Below are 18,061 nucleotides of genomic sequence, written 5' to 3'. Positions count from 1 at the left end.
AGGACGGACAGACCCGGCCCGCGCCGCGTGCGGGGGCCTGACGCATGACCATGTCGCTTTCGCAGACAGGACAAAGCGTCACGGTCGGTCGGCTGACCTTTCCCCTGCTGTCCGTGGCCAGCGCCCTGATCGTTTTCGCGGTGTTGCAGGCGCTGGTCCTGCGCATCACCGGCGGGGTTTTCGAGTATCCGCTGGACGATCCCTACATCCACCTCGCGCTGGCCGAGACCATCGCGCGCGGCGGCTACGGTGTGAATCTGGGCGACGTGTCTTCACCCGGCTCATCCGCGCTCTTCCCGCTCCTGCTCGTGCCGTTCTCGGGGACGGAGCTTCACCGCTACCTGCCGCTCTTGTGGAACGTGGTCGGCATGGGGGCGACCGCGTGGCTTTGGGGCCGGCTTCTGGCCGAGGCGGGATACCGTCAGGCGGGCTGGCACTGGCTGGGATTGGCCGCCGCGTTGCTCGGACCCATCGCCGTCATGATCCCGATGGTCGGCTATGTCGGGATGGAGCACACGCTTCACGCCGCCGCCGCGATGGCCGTGATCCTCGGGCTCTATCGCCATTTCGACGGGCGCAGCGGGCTTGTCCTGATCTGTGCCGGGGCGTTCCTCGGCACGGCGCTTCGGATCGAAGGCGCCGCACTCGCGCTGCTGGCCGCCGGGGCGCTGTTTTTCACCGGCGAGCGGCGCGCGGGCGTCACCGTCGCCGCACTTGGGCTGCTGCCGCTTGTCCTGTTTGCCGGGCTGCTCGTCTCCCTCGGGCTCGACCCCCTGCCCTCGTCGGTGCAATCCAAGCTCGCCCATGGCACCTCCGACGCGCCCGGTTTCCTCGCGCGCCGCCTGTCGGTGGTCGCCAACAACCTCGTCCCGGCAGCGGGCAAATTCGTGCTGATCCTCGCCATCGCGGCGTTGATCGTCTGGCGCGCCGCGCCCACGATCAGGTCGGGCCGGTGGAGCGCTTTTGCCGCCGTCGTGGTGCTGGCCGCCGCCGCGCACCTCGCCGCCGGTCAGATCGGCTGGCTCAACCGCTATGAGCATTACATCCTCGTCGCCACCGCCGCCGGGCTTCTCGCCATGCTGCCCAAGGCGTTCGGCGCACCGGGGCCGGGGTGGATCGCGACCGGGGCCGTGGCGCTCGTGGTGCTGGGCGGGTTCATCACCTACCGCATCCCGCTCCTGTTCCACCTCCTGCCCCCTGCCGCGCGGGCCATCCACCTGCAACAGGGCCAGATGTCCACATTCGTGAAGGACCATTGGCAAGGGCCGGTGGCGGTCAACGACCTCGGCCTCGTGAGCTGGCAGAACGACGCCTATGTCCTCGACCTCTGGGGCCTCGCCTCATCCGAGGCGCGCGAGATCCGGCTGACCAACGCGACACCCGGCTGGGCGGGCGACCTGACCGACAAGTACGACGTGCCGGTCGCAATGGTCTATGACCACTGGTTCGGCGACGGGCTGGGAGACGACTGGGTCAAACTCGGCTCCCTGGACCTCACCGTGCCCGGCGGGTTCCTCGGCGGGCACAAGGTGGCCTTTTACGCGACCGATCCGGCAGCCGTGGACGACCTGCGCAGCGCCGTGGCGGGCTGGACCCCCACGCTTTTGCCGGGCACCGAATTCAACTGGGCCGAGGGCATGGCACCATGAGCCGGGTCAGCCCTCAGCGCGCCAGCCGCTCGTCCTGCATTTCCTGTAGGCGCAACGGCATCTTGTCGATCGAGCGCGTGATCTCGCGCACGCTCCACGGGAACGGCTTGCGCAGATATTTCTGTCCGTCCTTGCCGATGAGCACGATCATGAAGCCGCGCGGGCGCAGTTCTGTGCGAATCGGTGACAGCGTATCGGGGTCGGTGTCGGTGATGACCAACACGTCGCGGTCGATCAGATCCTCGGGCCGGTCCGTGATGAAAGCGAGCTGCTCAAGGTATCGCGGGTCGTTCGCGCTGTCTGCAAAGACGACGAGCGGCCGCGCTTCCCACAGGAAATCGGACAACTCGAGGTCCCCCGCCTCCACGATCTGCAATTCCGGCGCCTCCTCGGCGGCCATGACAAGTGGGGCGGCCAAAATCATGATCCCGGCCAAGGCTGCGGTTTTGAACATCTCGTCTCCTTCGCCTCTCAATATAGGTGCAGGAGACACCCGAACAAAGAGCCGGATTTTCGGCGCGGATGAAGGAGTTAGCCTATGAGCGACCAGAACGACTGGAAGGCGCTGGCCGAAAAGGAATTGCGCGGACGCGCTCTCGACGATTTGAACTGGGAAACGCTCGAGGGGATCACGGTCAAACCCGTCTATACCGAGAACGACACGAGCGATCTGCCCCACATGGGCAGCCTGCCCGGCTTCGGCCCGTTCACGCGCGGCGTGAAGGCCACGATGTATGCGGGACGGCCCTGGACCATCCGCCAATACGCGGGTTTCTCGACTGCCGAAGAGTCGAACCAGTTCTACCGCAAGGCGCTGGCTGCGGGCCAACAGGGCGTCTCGGTGGCCTTCGACCTCGCCACCCACCGGGGCTACGATTCGGACCATGAGCGGGTCGAGGGCGACGTCGGCAAGGCGGGCGTGGCGATTGACTCGGTCGAGGACATGAAGATCCTGTTCGACGGTATCCCACTGGATCAAGTCTCCGTGTCCATGACGATGAACGGCGCCGTGATCCCGATCCTCGCCAATTTCATCGTGACCGGCGAGGAACAGGGGCACGACCGCGCGGTTCTTTCGGGGACCATTCAGAACGACATTCTGAAAGAGTTCATGGTCCGCAACACTTATATCTATCCGCCCGAGCCCTCGATGCGGATCATCTCGGACATCATCGAATTCACCTCGAACGAGATGCCGCGCTTCAACTCGATCTCGATCTCCGGCTACCACATGCAGGAGGCCGGCGCGAACCTCGTGCAGGAGCTGGCCTTCACGCTGGCGGACGGCAAGGAATACGTCAAAGCGGCAATGGACGCGGGCATGGACGTGGACCGTTTTGCCGGTCGCCTGTCGTTCTTCTTCGCCATCGGCATGAACTTCTTCATGGAGGCCGCCAAGCTGCGCGCCGCCCGGCTCCTGTGGTATCGCATCATGGAAGAGGTCGGGGCCAAGCAGGAACGCTCCAAGATGCTGCGCACCCACTGCCAGACCTCGGGCGTGTCTCTGCAAGAGCAGGACCCTTACAACAACGTGGTGCGCACAGCATATGAGGCCATGTCGGCAGCACTCGGCGGCACGCAGAGCCTGCACACCAACGCGCTTGACGAAGCCATCGCGCTGCCCACCGAGTTCTCGGCCCGGATCGCGCGCAACACGCAGCTCATCCTTCAGGAAGAGACCGGAATCACCAACGTGGTGGACCCGCTGGCTGGCTCCTACTACGTCGAAAGCCTCACACATGAGCTGGCCGAAAAAGCCTGGGACCTCATCCGAGAGATCGACGAGATGGGCGGCATGACCAAGGCCGTGGCTTCCGGCATGCCCAAGCTTCGGATCGAGGAAACTGCGGCGCGGCGCCAAGCCGACATCGACCGGGGCGACGAGGTCATCGTCGGGGTCAACAAGTACCGCAAGGACCACGAGGACCCGATCGACATTCTGGACGTCGACAACGTGCGCGTGCGCGACGGTCAGGTGAAGGCGCTGGAACGCATCCGCGCGAGCCGCGATCAGGCCGCCTGCGACGCGGCGCTGGACGAACTCACCCGCCGCACGACGCAAGGCGGCAACCTGCTCGAAGCCGCGGTGGAAGCCGCCCGGGCCCGGGCCACAGTCGGAGAAATCTCCATGGCGATGGAAAAGGAATTCGGCCGCCACCGCGCGGAAGTCAAAACGCTCGCCGGTGTCTATGGTGCCGCCTACGAGGGCGACGAGGGTTTCGCTGCGATCCAGAAAGACGTGGAAGCCTTCGCCGAAGAAGAGGGCCGCCGCCCCCGGATGCTCGTCGTGAAAATGGGTCAGGACGGCCACGACCGGGGCGCCAAGGTCATCGCGACCGCTTTTGCCGATATCGGCTTCGACGTCGACGTTGGCCCGCTGTTCCAGACTCCAGACGAGGCCGCGCAGGACGCGGTGGACAATGACGTCCACGTTGTCGGCATCTCGTCACAGGCGGCCGGGCACAAGACGCTCGCACCCAAGCTGATCGAGGCACTGAAGGCGCAGGACGCGGGCGACATCATCGTGATCTGCGGCGGCGTGATCCCGCAGCAGGACTATGAGTTCCTCAAGAAAGCAGGGGTGAAGGCGATCTTCGGACCGGGGACGAACATTCCCGAGGCGGCCAAGGATATCCTCAAACTCATCCGTGCCGCGCGCAAGTAAAGCGTCACCGGGAGACGACTGTGACGGGCCGGGCATACGCCCGGCCCGATCTCGTTACGGCATGTTCCAGTCCCGCGAACGTTGCTCCCACATCTTTTCCCCGATGAAACAGTCGTAGCTGCCGCCCGCCTCGTATTGCACCGGGATGATCTGCTCTTCGGGCGGCGCGGACCCGATGAACACTTCCATCACCAGCTTCTGCAACACGGCGTCCGCGAAATCCTCCCACCCGAGCACCGGAACGACAAAGGCCCCCGGCCCACCGATCACGCAGTCGCGGTAGTAGACGTCGAGGTCGTCGATGCTCCATTGGCTCCACAGCCCGTCCTCGGTCAGAAGCGGCAGGCCGTTGATGACGATCCCCTGCGCCACGGTCTCGTCCCGCATGCGCTCCACGCCCCGGCCCTGATTGTTCGGCCCGTCGCCCGAGACATCGATCACCCGCCGGATACCATCGAAGTCATTGGAATTTAGCGAGGCCGTGGCAAAGGCCAGCGCCTCGGAGATCGAGGTGCGACGCATCGTGGGATTGAACGTCAGCGACAGCGCGTCGGCAAAGGTGGCGAGGTCGTCGCCCGTTTCGACCAGCTGCCACGGTACGATGACCCGCTGGCTCCCCGCCCATTCGACATAGGTGATCGCGATGCGGCCCATCGCGCCCGAGGCGACCGCATCGGCCAGCGCCTCGGACCGCAGCGCGGCGGCATAGCCCCGGCGCTGGATTTCCAGTTCGTCATAGCTGACCGACCGCGACACATCGACCATCAACGCGAGTTCGAGGTCCACGAGAAGCGGCTCGGCACGCGCGGTGGTGGCGGAAAGGACGGCGGCGGCGAGGAACGGGAAGCGTTTCATCCCGTCAGCATGTGCGCCCGCCCGCCGCGCTGTCCATTCACAAGACGGTGGTCAACCGCCCTCGCCCTTGGTGCGCACGGTGTAGCCCGCCGCGCGCGCAGCACGCATCTCGGCCTGCGCCCGACGATGGGCGAAGTCGTCCTGCCCCACATGCATCCGCCCGGGCAGCGTGTAGTCGGGATCGAACGGCGCACTTTCCCCGTAGCCGAAGGCGCTGTCCTGCACGAACACCCGGTCCCGCATCCACGGCCAGACCTCGCGCCGCAGGAACAGCTGATCGTCAACGCGCGAGTTCAGAACCTTCTCGCGCGATTTGGCGAAGTCGAGGATGCGCTTGCCCATCCGGGGAATGTTGCCGCGATGCGCGCCCCAGAGACCGGCGAGCACCAGTTCGGAATGGGTCAGGAAATCGCGCATGACATGGAACGGCTGGCCGGAGTTCAGCCAGTCCTGAACCGCCACCCGCTCGCGCACACTCGGCACGCTGTCGGCGTCACGCACGACGTAGATGTCCACGTTCTTGTCGTCCTCCACGAGGAAGCGCCAGAACAGGCCATAGCGGTTCGCGGGCAGTTGCGGGACGAGCCGAAGCTGCGCCCCGTTCGCCCGAAGCTCGGCCTTGGCCTCCTCCGGCACCGTGTCGTCGATGTAGAACCGGGGCGTCCAGCCCGGGTAGACATAGCGCGCGACAATGGCGTTGCGGATCGCCCCCTCGATGTAACGCGCGCCGGACCCCCACAGGGAATAGGACAGCACGTTGCGCTCCGGCGTCTCGGGGTTGAAGCTGTGCAGCACAGGCGCGGCCCGGTCGGTCAGGACGCGCGCTTCGGCCTCCTTCAGCTCCAGCGCCCGGATCGACCAGCGCCGGTTTTCCTCGATATTGCCGCGCCGCCCGTTCAACTCGGACAAATAGCTTGCCCTGAGCACGTCGGGGATCGGCGTGTCGGGGTCGCCCGCAACCGCCAGCGCCTCCTCCACCGCACCGGCACGGGTGAGCGCCGAGATGTGGTTGGACGCGTTCTCACGGTTCGGGTCGAGCCGGTAGACCGACCCCGTGATCTCAACCGCCCGCGCGGTATCGCCGGTATTGAAGGCATGGGCCCCGAGGATGCGTTGGGCGGGGAGGTAGTCGCTCGGCGCCGTTTCCAGCACCTTCGCTTCTTCCGGCGTGAGTGTCAGGGTGCCGCGTCCCAGGATTTCATCGACAAGCTCGGCGTAGCCCATACGCACCCCCTACATCGGCCAGAAGATCAGGATGAGCGGGATGGACACGGCCACCACGATCGCCTCGAGCGGCAGGCCCATGCGCCAGTAATCCCCGAACCGGTAACCGCCGGGGCCGAGGATCAGCGTGTTGTTCTTGTGCCCGATGGGGGTGAGAAAGGCGCAGGACGCCGCGACCGCCACGGCCATAAGGAAGGGGTCCGGGTTCTTGTCCATGACCTGCGCCATCTGGATGCCCACCGGCGCGGCCACGATGGCGGTGGCGGTGTTGTTGAGCACATCCGACAAGCTCATCGTCACGACCATGAGGATGGTCAGCACCGCCCAGGCGGGCAGCCCCTCGGTGAGCGAGACAAGCCCGCCCGCGATAAGCTGCGTACCTCCGGCTGTCTCCAGCGCGGCACCCAGCGGGATCATGGAGCCCAGTAGCACGACTACCGGCCATTCGACGTGGTCATAGACCTCGGACAAAGGCACGATCCCCGTGAGGACATAAAGCGCCACGACCGCGCCCAGCGCGACCGGCAGATAGACCCAGCCAAAGCTCGCCACCGCCACGGCAAACGCGAACAGGCCGATGGCGAGCCACACCTTGCGCTCCTGCGTGACGGCAAGGCCCCGTTGAGCGAGGGGCAGCGCGCCCAGCCATTCGGTCACCGCCGACTCCTGCCCCGAGGGCACGAGCAGCAGCAGGATATCACCCGACTTCACCGGGGTCTTGGCGATCTGGGAGCGGAATTTCTTGCCCGACCGGCGGATGCCCAGAAGCACCGCCTGACGCCGCCAGTTCAGGCCGATGGCCTGCGCCGTCTTGCCGTTGATCCGGCTGTCGTCTGTCACGACCACCTCGATCTTGGCCAGCCCCGCACCGTCCGCCCGCAGCCGTTCCTCTCGCTTGGTGTCGGCGAACTTCAGCGACTGGGCAGCCCGGAATTCATCCAGCGCCTCGGGCGTGGCTTCCAGAACGAGCGTATCGCCCGCCTCGATCCGCGTCGTGCGCTGGTTGCCGTACTTGCGCTTGCCGTCCCGGATCAGGCCGAGGATCACGACATCCGCGCTTTCGGCGGCCTCATAGATCTCTTCCACCCGCTGTCCGACGAGCTTGGCCTCCTCCGGCACGACGAGTTCGGCGGTGTAGTCCGAGTAATCCTCCATCGGGTCGATGGCCGCCCCGCCCTCCTCGGCCCGCGGGATGAAGCGCCACCCGACGAAGGACACTAAGACGAGGCCCACGAGCGCGGTGAGCGCGCCCACCGGGGCGAAGTCGAACATGCGAAACGGCTCTCCCAGGCTCTCGCCCCGGATCGAGGCGATGATGATGTTGGGGGGCGTGCCGATGAGCGTCGCCATGCCACCGAGTATCGTCGCGAAAGAGAGCGGCATGAGGCTCAGCCCCGGCGCGCGACCGGCCTTGCGCGCGGTCTGGATGTCGACGGGCATGAGCAGCGCCAGCGCGGCCACATTGTTCATGAAAGCCGACAGGACCCCGCCGATGGCCCCCATGATCGCGATATGCGCGCCCAGCTTGCGCGAACTGTCCACGAGCGTCCGGGTGATGAGGAACACCGCGCCGGAACGCACGAGCCCCGCCGACACGATCAGCACCAGCGCGACAATCAGAGTGGCCGGGTGGCCGAAGCCGGAAAACACGTCCTCCTTCGGCACCACGCCGATGAGGGCGCCGAGGATCAGGGCACCGAACGCGATCACGTCATACCGGATCCGTCCCCACAACAGCAGGGCGAACACCCCGCCGAACAGCGCGAACAGAATTGTCTGATCCAACGTCATGCCAAAGGCTTAGCGCCTTGGGCGCGGCAGGTCACGCGAGAACGACGGGGATCAGCGAGGCGACAAGAAGACCGGCCATGGTCCAGTTGAACACGGTCAGCCGCCGGGCGTCCGTGAGCCAAAGCCGCACGCGCCCGCCCAGCACCGTCCAGACCGAGACCGAGGGCAGGTTCACCGCACCGAAGACCAGCGCGACCGACACCACGGCGAGGAGCGAACGATCCGGCGCATAGGCCGCAATGGCGGTCAACGCCATCGACCACGCCTTCGGGTTGGCCCACTGGAAGGCGGCGGCCTGAAGGAAGGTCATGGGCGCGGCCTTGGCCCCTGTCGCGCCGGGGGCGGCGGCATGGGCGATCTTCCACGCGAGCCAGCCGAGGTAGAGCACCGCGACGACCTTGAGCACGGTGTGCAGTTCGGGCACCCGGTCGAACACGGCCATCAGCCCGGCACCGACCAGCACGATCATCACGGTGAACCCGATGCCGACCCCGAGCATATGCGGCACGGTGCGCCGGAAGCCGAAGTTCGCGCCGGATGCCATGAGCATCAGGTTGTTCGGTCCCGGCGTGAGCGAGGACACGGCGGCGAAGCCCACAAGGGCGATGAGGAGTTGCGCTGTCATGGCGCAAGTATTTCATCCCATTCGCCGCTATTGGTTGCGAATTGGTGTTGCGATCGGCTTTTCGGTGCAGCTATTCACGGTCATGGACAGAATTGACCAACGAATATTGCAAGAGCTGCGCCGGGACGGGCGCATGGCCAACACGCAGCTTGCGGAGCGAGTCGGGCTGTCGCCCTCGGCCTGCCTGCGCCGGGTGCAGGCGCTCGAAGCCGCCGGCGTGATCCGGGGATACCGCGCCGTGACCGACCCTGCCAAGCTGGGCGCCGGCTTCGTGGCCTATCTCACCGTGGGTCTGTCCGCGCATACCAAGACCGCCCAGAGCCGGTTCGAACAGGCGATGATCGCGAGCCCCGAGGTGCGGGAGTGTCACAACATCACCGGCACGGTGGAATACCTGCTTCGGGTGGAATGCGCCGACCTCGCGGCCTACAAGACCTTTCACACCGACCGGCTGGGCACCGTGGACGGGGTGAACCAGATCGTCACCCATGTGGTCATGGGATCGCCCAAGGACGAGCGCGGCTGAGGGTTTGCGCCGGGGCTGCGCCCCGTCGCGGCGGGGCCTCGCTTCGCTCGGCCGGCCCGTGTCATCGACGCGCCCCATTCGCAACGACAGGGCGCGTGGCCGGGACGGGACCGGAGGGCCAGCCCTCCGGACCTCCCGAAGTATTTGGGGAACGAAGAAGCCGGGACACGGGCTTGCGAGCCCCCCGCGCGGTGACATATAGAGGCGCGACGCAATGAATACGCATGGAGGCATGCATGGCCGGTCACTCAAAATGGGCGAATATCCAGCACCGCAAGGGACGGCAGGACGCCGCGCGCTCGAAGCTGTTCTCGAAGCTTGCCAAGGAAATCACCGTGGCCGCCAAGATGGGCGACCCGGACCCGGACAAGAACCCGCGCCTGCGGCTTTCCGTCAAGGAAGCCAAGTCTAACTCCGTCCCCAAGGACGTGATCGACCGCGCGATCAAGAAATCGCAGGCGGGCGATGGCGAGGATTTCGAGGAGATCCGCTATGAGGGCTACGGCCCCAATGGCGTTGCGGTGATCGTCGAGGCGATGACCGACAACCGAAACCGGACCGCGTCGAACGTGCGCTCGACCTTTTCCAAGAACGGCGGAAACCTGGGCGAGACCGGATCGGTCGGCTTCATGTTCGAGCGCAAGGGCGAGGTCGTCTATCCGGCTTCCGTCGGGGATGCGGACACCGTGATGATGGCCGCGATCGAGGCGGGCGCGGAGGATGTGGAGAGCTCGGAGGACGGGCATGTGATATATTGCGCTGACACCGACCTCAACGACGTGTCGGGTGTGCTGGAGAGCGAACTCGGTGAATCCGAGTCGACCAAGCTGATCTGGAAGCCCACGACGACCACCGAAATGGACCTCGAGTCGATGCAGAAGCTCATGAAGCTGATCGACGCGCTCGAAGATGACGATGACGTGCAACGCGTGACGACGAACTTCGAGGCGTCCGACGAGGTGATGGACCAGCTCTGATCGCGGGCTAGTGGAGCGGACCGCGCGGGGCGTCTGCCGGGGTGACGGCGAGGCGCGCGAGGGCGACGCCCGCCTGTTCGGCCAGCGCGACGGCCGCCGGTGCCATGTCGGCCCGGACCAGAAGCGCGGCCATGAGCATGGCGTCATCACGCTCCCCCGCCAGCGCCGCCTCCACGATCCGCGCGACGCAGGCCTCGTCCGCGCCCAGACAGCGGCAGCCCATCGCGTGACGCATGAGCGGACGCCGGCCATAGGTCAGGCATAACTCGCACAGCGCGCCAATCGCACCGAGCGCCGCGCGCCCGCCGGACCCTGCCGTATCCGCGAGGAAGGCCGCGCGATCCGGCGCGTCCACAGGCTGGCACCACAGCCTGAGGCACAGGACCGCCCCTGCTTCTACCGCGTCCAGCTCGTCGAGAGAGCCGACCGCCGCGCCGCCGCGCGGGGTCGTCAGGCCGCCGTCCATGCCAGCCTCATTTGGTCAGGATGAGTTTGCCCGCGCGCGTGATGCGCAGGGTGTAGAGGGCGTCGCCCAGCATGATCTTGGCCGTGCGCCCGCCAAGCGTGAGCTCGTCGGCGCGGTGCAGCGGACAGGGGGCTTCGCGGCTGCTTTCGGGGGCGGTCATCGCGTTCATCGTGCCGCCTCCTCGCCGGTTGTCAGGCGATCCAGCAGCCATTCGATCCCGTGTCCCTGCCCCAGTCCGGCTTCGGCGAGCATCGCGATGACCTCGCCCCGGTCGTTCGGAGTGGAGTCTTCAGTCGGCGCGTCGGTGCGCCGCGCCTCTCGTGTGTGCGTCATATCCATGTCCTCAGTCTGACCTCTGGCTGGACCTGACAGGTTGGCTGGAGGGGCCTTTTCCTAAAACTGACAAATTTACTCGGATTAGTCAATCGCCCCGTGACGCACCGTTCGTGGTTGCACGCAGTCGCGCGCCGGGGCCACGGTGCCCCATGACCGAAGCGACCTCCGACAGCACCCCGAACCCCATGACCGGCATCTTCTGGATGGTGGTGACGGGTCTCCTGTTCGTAGGCTTCACGGCCCTGGTGAAATCCATGGACGGTCGGCTACCGGCAGCCGAGTTGGGCTGGCTGCGCTACGTCCTTGGCCTTGTTTTCTTCGTCCCGTTCCTGCCCCGCATCCTTGCCATGCGGCTCGACCGCAAGACGCTGGGCCTGCTGGTCACGCGCGGCGTGTTCCATACCGCCGGAGTCATCACATGGTTCTTCGCCATGTCGCGCATCCCGCTGGCCGAGGTGACCGCGATCAACTATCTGAACCCGGTTTTCGTCACGATCGGTGCGGCGCTTTTTCTGGGGGAAAAGCTCGCGGCACGGCGGATCGCGGCCATTGGTGTGGCGCTCGTCGGCGCTCTGGTGATTCTGCGTCCGGGTGTGCGCGAACTCGACCCGGGGCACTTCGCGATGATGTTCACTGCGGCATGTTTCGCGGTCGCCTACCTGATCCTCAGCCCCATCGCGAAACGGGTGGAGCCCTTCGTCATCGTCACCATGCTGGCGGTGACCGTCACCATCGGACTTACGCCCTTCGCACTCTCGGTCTGGGTGACTCCGACGCCTGGCGAGCTGGGGCTGCTCTTTGTGATCGCCGCCTTCGCGACCGCCGGGCACTACACCATGACACTGGCGTTCGCCGCCGCGCCGCTGACGGTCACGCAGCCGGTCACCTTCCTGCAACTGGTGTGGTCGGTGCTGCTGGGGGCCGTGCTGTTCTCGGAAGGGATCGACCCTTTCGTCGTGGCTGGCGGCACGCTTATTATCGCGGCCGTGACCTTCATCACATGGCGCGAGGCGGTTCTGAAACGGCGCGTGACGCCGGGCGCGAACGAAACGAAGCCCTAGAGCATCCCCGGCACGACCTGATCTGGCGGCCGGTGACCATCATCGAAGGTCTTGATGTTGATGATGACCTTTTCGCCCATCTCGATACGGCCCTCGACGGTCGCGGACCCCATGTGGGGAAGCAGCACCACGTTGGGCAGTTCACGCAGGCGCGGGTTCACCTCGTGCCCATGTTCGAACACGTCGAGCCCGGCCCCGCCCAGCTCGCCAGCCCGCAGCATCCGCGTGAGGGCGTTCTCGTCGATGACCTCGCCCCGCGAGGTGTTGATGATGACCGCTTCCGGCTTCATCAGCCTGAGCCGCCGCGCGTTCATCAGGTGAAAGGTCGAGGGCGTGTGCGGTGCGTTGATCGACAGCACGTCCACGCGGCTCACCATCTGGTCGAGGCTCTCCCAGTAGGTCGCGCCGAGTTCCGCCTCGATGTCGGGGTGCAGCGGCTTGCGATTGTGGTAATGCACCTGCATCCCGAAGACCGCCGCGCGCCGCGCCACGGCCTGACCGATCCGGCCCATGCCGAGGATGCCCAGCCGCTTGCCCGCGATCCGGGTGCCCAGCATGTTCGACGGCGACCAGCCGGTCCATTCGTTCGCGGCCATCTGGCGGATGCCTTCGGGCAGCTTGCGCGCGACCGAGATGATGAGTGCCAGCGCCATGTCGGCAGTATCGTCGGCCGAGACGCCGGGCGTGTTGGAGACGAGGATGCCGCGCTGGCGGGCTGTCTGGACGTCGATGTGATCGACCCCGGCACCGTAATTCGCAATGAGCTTGAGCTGCGCCCCGGCCTGGGCCAACAACCCTTGGTCGATCTGGTCCGTAAGCGTCGGGACAAGCACATCCGCACGGCGCATCGCATCGGCGAGCGCATCGCGGCTCATCGGCACGTCGGTCTCGTTCAGCTCGACGTCGAACAGCTCTCGCATCCGCGTTTCGACTGCCTCCGGCAACCGTCGCGTAACGACAACACTCAAGGGCTTACGAGCCATTCACTGCCTCCCCGGACTTTCTTTTCAAGCGCGTCGGTGGCATCGTGTCAGGGAACGCAAAAAGGCACAAGCGCAGGATAATAAAATTGCGCGGCCAATAATCGACAACGCGCGTTCGCGGGCAGAGCAATGACGAAGATTGGCGCATTTCTGGCGTTTTCGGCTCTCGTGGTGGGTCTCCTCGTCTCGGGTGTCGAAGCACGCGCGGCCGAAAGCGGGGCCGAGCGCGGCCCTGTCACAAACCTGCCCATGCCCCGGTTCGTCTCGCTCAAGGTAAGCGTCGCCAACGTGCGCCGCGGCCCGTCTCTCACGCACAAGATCGACTGGGTGTTCACCCGGCGCGGGATGCCGGTCGAGGTGACGGGCGAATTCGGCCATTGGCGCCGGGTGCAGGACCGCGACGGGGTCGGCGGCTGGGTCCACTACTCGCTCATCTCGGGCGCGCGCACCGGCATCGTCGAGACCGACCTGGTGCCGGTTCTCGCCCGCGCGATGCCGGACGGACAGGTCAAGGCACGGCTCGAAGCGGGCGTGATCGTCAATTTGGATCGCTGCGGCCCGGCGTGGTGCCGCGTGAAAGCAGGGGGGTATCGGGGATGGATGGTGAAGTCCGCACTATGGGGCGTCCGACCGGACGAGGTGTTCGAATAGGAATCGAAGAGGTCGCCACACCGGCCTCCGCCCGCATGTTGATGAAGCAGGGCCGGCGGGTCATCCTGATCCATGCCGAGCGTGACAGGCTCGACGCCGTCACCTCCGGCAGCGCCACGTTCTTTCCCAGACTCGCCGAACGCGCCCTGCGTGAAGGCCTCCAGACCCGCGTCGTGCGCGCGCAGTCCAAGGTCGCCGAGATGCTTTCGAACCCCGCCCTCGGCAATATCCACATCATCTTCGGCGACGCGCCGCGCTACGCCCCCGACGCGCTCCACGTCGGACCCGGCCCGGTGTCGGGGTTCTGGTATCTGGACGAGGTGGGCGTGGGTGCCAACAGCTCCGTGCGCTTCAACCAGTTCGCCCCGGAGCGGATCGAGGCCGAGCCCGCGACCTATTTCTTCAACGGCGTGACAAGCTGGATGCTGGAGCACAACGTCTCCCCCATCCGGCAGGCCGCGCGCGTCGAGGGCGGGCTCGACCGCGCCCGCGCCACCATCTTCTGCCAGGAGATCGAGCGGCACCACTTCCGCCAGCATTTCCTCACCACCGAGCAGATGATCCGCACGGTGGCCGAGCATGAGACTGAACGGCTGATCTACCTCAAGCCCCATCCGGCGCAGTCCAAACCGATGCGGCGCGACATCATGGCCGTCGCACAGGAATATCCCAACGTGGTGTTAACGGACGCTTCCGTTCATGACCTCGCCGCCGCAGCCGACATCGTGGTCACGCAGAACTCCGGTGCGGGGTTCGAGGCCCTGATGCAACGCAAGACGGTCGTGACCTGCGCCAAGACGGATTACTGGCAGGCCACGCTCACTGCGCGCACGACCAAGGAACTCGTCGAGGCGATGGACTATGGCCGCACCAGCATGAAGGGCTTTCCGTTCGAGAAATTCCTCTACTGGTTCCTGCACCGCCACCTGCTCGAAATCTCCAAGGACGCGTTTGCCGAGCGGGCGTGGGAACGGATCAGCGACAAGGTCTTTCCGTAGCCCCGACCTTGCGCTAATCAGACCCCCCAAGGCTTGAGGGGACGAGATGGCCAGTCACACCCGCATGAATCTGTCCGCCGGCATCGCCTCGTCGTTGGTGGCCCTGACGCTCGTCGGGCTGAAGGTCTGGGCTCTGGGTGATACGGGGGCGCTGTCCGTCGCGGCCTCGCTCGCCGACAGCGCGATGGACCTGATGGTGTCGCTGGGCGGACTCGCCGCCATCGCCTATGCCGCCCGCCCCGCCGACGATGATCACGCGTTCGGACACAGTTCTGCCGAAGACCTCGCCGCGCTCGGCCAATCGCTCTTCATCATGGTGTCCGCCGCCGTCATCGGCTGGGCTGCCGTCGCGCGGCTCTTGTCCGACGATCCGGTCACGCTCGCCAACGAAGGGCGCGGGATCGTTGTCATGTCGGTGTCCATCGCGCTCACCATCGCGCTGGTCGGCTGGCAGCGTTTCGTCGCGCGGCGCACCGGCAGCCGCGTGGTGCGCGCCGACAGCCTGCATTACCTGGGGGACCTGCTTCCCAACCTGGGCGCCATCGTCTCGCTCTGGGCCTCGGCGGCCTTCGGGCTGGCCAGCATCGACAGCATCGTGGCCATCGGCGCCGCACTCATGCTGGTGGTCGGCGCGATCAACATCTTCAAGGGCGCGTGGGACGCGCTCATGGACCGCGCCGCCGACGACACCACCATCGCGGGGATCGAAAGCGTGGTGCGCGACTTTCCGGGCGTTTACGGCTTCCACGACCTCAAGACGCGCATGGCCGGATCTGTGACCTTCGTGAACCTGCACATCGAACTCGACGGAAACCAGACGCTTGACGAGGCGCACGCCATCGGCGCGGCCCTGCGGCGCAAGCTCCTGAACGAGTTTCCCGACACCGACGTCCTGATCCACAAGGACCCGGTCGGGGTGGAACCCCACCCCGAGGACCCGTCGCGTCAGACCTGAGCGCCGCCTACTCCGCCGCGATCAGCCCCCGGCCCCTCAGAAGCGCCCCGACCTCCGGCATCTTGCCCCGGAACGCGCGATACAGGTCGTCGGCCTCGACCGTGCCGCCACGCGACAGGATGTTCGCCTCAAGGCTCTTCGCGGTCTCGGCGTCGAACGCATCGCCCGCCTCACGGAACGCCGCGAAAGCATCCTCGTCCATCACCTCGGACCACATGTAGCTGTAATAGCCCGAGGAATAGCCGTCGCCCGAGAAGACATGCGCGAAATGCGGCGTGGCATGGCGCATCCGGATCGGGCGCGGCATGCCAAGGCCCTCGAGGATTTCCGCCTGTTTCTGCATCGGGTCCGCAGGGGCCGCGCCCCGGTGGAATTCGAGATCGACCATTGCCGAGGCGACATATTCGACCGTCCGGAACCCGGCGTCGAAATTTGCCGCCCCGATCAGCCGCTCCAGCATGTCCGCGGGGATCGGCTCGCCCGTCTCGGCATGGGTCGCGAACTCACCCAGAACCTCGGGCACCTCCAGCCAATGCTCGTAAAGCTGGCTCGGCAACTCCACGAAGTCGCGTGCGACCGAGGTGCCAGACAGGCTCTCATAGGTCACGTCCGACAGCATCTGGTGGAGCGCGTGACCGAACTCATGAAACAGCGTCCGCGCATCGTCCCAGCTCAGAAGCGCGGCCTTGCCAGCCTCGGGCTTCGCGAAGTTGCACACGTTCACGACGATGGGCCGAACCTCGCCCTCCATCCGGCTCTGGGATCGCATGGCGGAACACCACGCCCCCGACCGCTTGGAGCCGCGCGCAAAGTAATCGCCCATGAAGACGGCCATGTGTTCGCCGTCCCGCGTCACCTCCCACATCCGCACGTCGGGGTGATAGGACGGCCCGTCCAGCGCCCGGAACTCCAGCCCGAACAGCCGGTTCGCGACCGAGAACGCCGCCTCGATCATCCGGTCGAGTTGCAGGTACGGCTTCACCTCCGCCTCGTCGAGGTCGAGCTCGGCTTGCCGCCGCCTGGAAGCATAGTAGTGCCAGTCCCACGGCTCCAACGGGCCGGCATGACCGTCCGCGTGCAGCATTGTCTCCAGCGTCTCCGCATCGGCCAGCGCCGCCGCGCGCGCCGGGGTCCAGACCTCCGTCAGCAGGTCCGCGACCGCCTCGGGCGTCCCGGCCATTTCCGTCTCCAGCTTGTAGGCGGCGAAACTCTCATAGCCGAGGAGCTTGGCCCGCTCCTCGCGCAGCTTGAGGATCTCGGCGGCGATGCCCCGGTTGTCGGTCTTGCCGCCATTGGCCCCGCGCGACGTATAGGCCTCATAAGCGCGCCGCCGAAGCTCGCGCTTGGGCGACGTCGCCAGAAACGGCGTGATGAGGGAACGCGACAGCGTCACAACGGCTCCGCCCACGCCCTTCTCCGCACCGGCGGCGCGCGCCGCATCGACGACGTAGCCGGGCAGACCCTCAAGGCCGTCCTCGCCCAGCTCCATGAACCACCCGCGCTCATCGGCGAGCAGGTTCTGCGTGAACTGCGTGCCCAGCACCGCAAGCCGCTCCATCACGGCCCGGTAGCGCGCCCGGTCCTCACCCTCGAGAAGCGCCCCGGCCCGCACGAAGCGCCGCCGCGTGATGTAGAGGAGCCGCGCCTGTTCGTCCGTCAGGTCCAGACCCTCGCGGTCCTCCCACAGCGTCTCGATCCGCCCGAACAGCGCCGCATCCAGCAGGATGTCCGAGGCATAGGCGGCCAGCTTCGGCGAAAACGCCCGCTGCAATTCTTCGCGCTTCTCCGTCGCATCGGCACCGGCAAGGTTGTAAAACACCCCCAGCACCTTCGACAGAAGCGCGTCCGAAGCCTCCAGCGCCTCGATCGTGTTGGCGAATGTCGGCGCATCGTCCTGCGCCCCGATCTCCGCCACCCTTGCGCGCGCCTCAGTCAGCGCGGCCTCCATCGCAGGCTCGAAATCCTCGTCCGAAATCTCCGCGAAGGGCGGCAGCGCGAAAGGCGTGTCCCAGTCAGAAAGCAGGGGGTTGGTCATGGCGCATCTCCTTTTCCCACACAGCTAGGGACGCCGGGGGCAAAGGTCCAGTGCGCCCCGCGCGCGAGTCGGGACCGGGTCAAGGATCGCCGCAGGCGACCGCGGCCTGCCGCGGCCCGTCCTTGACGCGGGCGCGTCTCGCATCACGCTCGGCATGGCGACCTGAGGGGGCAGACCGCCCCCTCAGGCGCTTCCCCAGCAAACGCTCCGGCATACCCGCACCGCGCACCCCTTCGGCAAGGGAGCCCACCGCGCGTGCCTGCC

At 66.4% G+C, this 18,061-nt stretch carries 18 protein-coding genes; 8 read left to right on the top strand and 10 right to left on the bottom strand.

Features of this window, described 5'->3' with window-relative positions; genetic code table 11:
• The first annotated feature begins 44 nt into the window (after nucleotides 1-44).
• On the top strand, nucleotides 45-1,649 hold the full coding sequence (locus tag B2585_RS15305) for a hypothetical protein (RefSeq protein WP_292024810.1): 1,605 nt from the start codon (nucleotides 45-47) through the stop codon (nucleotides 1,647-1,649).
• A 13-nt stretch (nucleotides 1,650-1,662) separates the two neighbouring features.
• On the opposite strand, the gene B2585_RS15300 is transcribed toward B2585_RS15305, so the two are convergent.
• Nucleotides 1,663-2,103, bottom strand: coding sequence for a DUF4174 domain-containing protein (locus tag B2585_RS15300; RefSeq protein WP_292024809.1), 441 nt, complete (start codon nucleotides 2,101-2,103; stop codon nucleotides 1,663-1,665).
• 84 nt (nucleotides 2,104-2,187) lie between these two features.
• Between B2585_RS15300 and scpA the strand changes: the two genes are divergently transcribed.
• Nucleotides 2,188-4,314: a methylmalonyl-CoA mutase gene (scpA, locus tag B2585_RS15295; RefSeq protein ID WP_292024808.1), complete on the top strand. Its 2,127-nt coding sequence runs from the start codon at nucleotides 2,188-2,190 to the stop codon at nucleotides 4,312-4,314.
• Between the two features lie 54 nt (nucleotides 4,315-4,368).
• Here scpA and B2585_RS15290 read toward each other — a convergent pair whose 3' ends face one another.
• The 4 genes from B2585_RS15290 to B2585_RS15275 are packed head-to-tail and all read right to left on the bottom strand — an operon-like array spanning nucleotide 4,369 to nucleotide 8,809.
• Nucleotides 4,369-5,169 (bottom strand): DUF1194 domain-containing protein, encoded by an 801-nt coding sequence (locus B2585_RS15290; RefSeq protein WP_292024807.1) that lies wholly within the window; start codon nucleotides 5,167-5,169, stop codon nucleotides 4,369-4,371.
• Between the two features lie 51 nt (nucleotides 5,170-5,220).
• Complete coding sequence (locus tag B2585_RS15285; protein ID WP_292024806.1) at nucleotides 5,221-6,393, bottom strand: hypothetical protein; 1,173 nt, start codon at nucleotides 6,391-6,393, stop codon at nucleotides 5,221-5,223.
• Between the two features lie 9 nt (nucleotides 6,394-6,402).
• Nucleotides 6,403-8,184, bottom strand: coding sequence for an SLC13 family permease (locus B2585_RS15280; protein WP_292024805.1), 1,782 nt, complete (start codon nucleotides 8,182-8,184; stop codon nucleotides 6,403-6,405).
• 31 nt (nucleotides 8,185-8,215) lie between these two features.
• Nucleotides 8,216-8,809, bottom strand: coding sequence for a LysE family translocator (locus B2585_RS15275; RefSeq protein ID WP_292024804.1), 594 nt, complete (start codon nucleotides 8,807-8,809; stop codon nucleotides 8,216-8,218).
• Nucleotides 8,810-8,891: 82 nt separating this feature from the next.
• Here B2585_RS15275 and B2585_RS15270 point away from each other — a divergent pair, with 82 nt between their 5' ends.
• Both B2585_RS15270 and B2585_RS15265 read left to right on the top strand, forming a co-directional pair.
• Entirely contained in the window at nucleotides 8,892-9,335 is a 444-nt protein-coding gene (locus tag B2585_RS15270) for an Lrp/AsnC family transcriptional regulator (RefSeq protein ID WP_292024803.1), read from the top strand.
• A 236-nt stretch (nucleotides 9,336-9,571) separates the two neighbouring features.
• A complete protein-coding gene (locus B2585_RS15265; protein ID WP_292024802.1) occupies nucleotides 9,572-10,312 on the top strand; it encodes a YebC/PmpR family DNA-binding transcriptional regulator in 741 nt (246 codons plus the stop codon).
• A 7-nt stretch (nucleotides 10,313-10,319) separates the two neighbouring features.
• On the opposite strand, the gene B2585_RS15260 is transcribed toward B2585_RS15265, so the two are convergent.
• From B2585_RS15260 to B2585_RS15250, 3 genes are read right to left on the bottom strand one after another with little or no spacing between them, the layout of a single operon-like run.
• Nucleotides 10,320-10,778 carry a hypothetical protein gene (locus tag B2585_RS15260; protein WP_292024801.1) on the bottom strand — a complete coding sequence of 153 codons (459 nt, stop codon included), beginning with the start codon at nucleotides 10,776-10,778 and terminating at the stop codon, nucleotides 10,320-10,322.
• A 7-nt stretch (nucleotides 10,779-10,785) separates the two neighbouring features.
• Entirely contained in the window at nucleotides 10,786-10,947 is a 162-nt protein-coding gene (hemP, locus tag B2585_RS15255; protein WP_292024800.1) for a hemin uptake protein HemP, read from the bottom strand.
• The gene (locus B2585_RS15250) at nucleotides 10,944-11,111 is read right to left on the bottom strand and encodes a hypothetical protein (RefSeq protein ID WP_292024799.1); all 168 of its coding nucleotides are present in this window, start codon (nucleotides 11,109-11,111) and stop codon (nucleotides 10,944-10,946) included. The genes hemP and B2585_RS15250 overlap by 4 nt, the downstream gene beginning before the upstream one ends.
• 152 nt (nucleotides 11,112-11,263) lie before the next feature.
• On the opposite strand from B2585_RS15250, the gene B2585_RS15245 reads away from it, so the two are divergent.
• Entirely contained in the window at nucleotides 11,264-12,175 is a 912-nt protein-coding gene (locus B2585_RS15245) for a DMT family transporter (protein WP_292024798.1), read from the top strand.
• Here the strand turns inward: B2585_RS15245 and B2585_RS15240 are convergent.
• On the bottom strand, nucleotides 12,172-13,158 hold the full coding sequence (locus tag B2585_RS15240) for a 2-hydroxyacid dehydrogenase (protein WP_292024797.1): 987 nt from the start codon (nucleotides 13,156-13,158) through the stop codon (nucleotides 12,172-12,174). The genes B2585_RS15245 and B2585_RS15240 overlap by 4 nt on opposite strands.
• Before the next feature lie 129 nt (nucleotides 13,159-13,287).
• Here B2585_RS15240 and B2585_RS15235 point away from each other — a divergent pair, with 129 nt between their 5' ends.
• From B2585_RS15235 to B2585_RS15225, 3 genes are all read left to right on the top strand, one after another.
• The gene (locus tag B2585_RS15235; RefSeq protein ID WP_292024796.1) at nucleotides 13,288-13,809 is read left to right on the top strand and encodes an SH3 domain-containing protein; all 522 of its coding nucleotides are present in this window, start codon (nucleotides 13,288-13,290) and stop codon (nucleotides 13,807-13,809) included.
• Nucleotides 13,810-13,844: 35 nt separating this feature from the next.
• Complete coding sequence (locus tag B2585_RS15230) at nucleotides 13,845-14,807, top strand: hypothetical protein (RefSeq protein ID WP_292024795.1); 963 nt, start codon at nucleotides 13,845-13,847, stop codon at nucleotides 14,805-14,807.
• Nucleotides 14,808-14,871: 64 nt separating this feature from the next.
• Nucleotides 14,872-15,762: a cation diffusion facilitator family transporter gene (locus B2585_RS15225; RefSeq protein WP_414674061.1), complete on the top strand. Its 891-nt coding sequence runs from the start codon at nucleotides 14,872-14,874 to the stop codon at nucleotides 15,760-15,762.
• Nucleotides 15,763-15,769: 7 nt separating this feature from the next.
• Here the strand turns inward: B2585_RS15225 and B2585_RS15220 are convergent, their stop codons facing one another.
• Nucleotides 15,770-17,797, bottom strand: a complete 2,028-nt coding sequence (locus B2585_RS15220) for a M3 family metallopeptidase (RefSeq protein WP_292024793.1) — start codon at nucleotides 17,795-17,797, stop codon at nucleotides 15,770-15,772.
• Nucleotides 17,798-18,061 lie beyond the last annotated feature (264 nt).

This window comes from Maritimibacter sp. UBA3975 (genome assembly GCF_002384975.1).
Taxonomy (GTDB): Bacteria; Pseudomonadota; Alphaproteobacteria; order Rhodobacterales; family Rhodobacteraceae; genus Maritimibacter.
The sequence above is the reverse complement of the archived record's forward strand: the minus strand, read 5'-3'. Positions and strand labels throughout refer to the sequence as shown.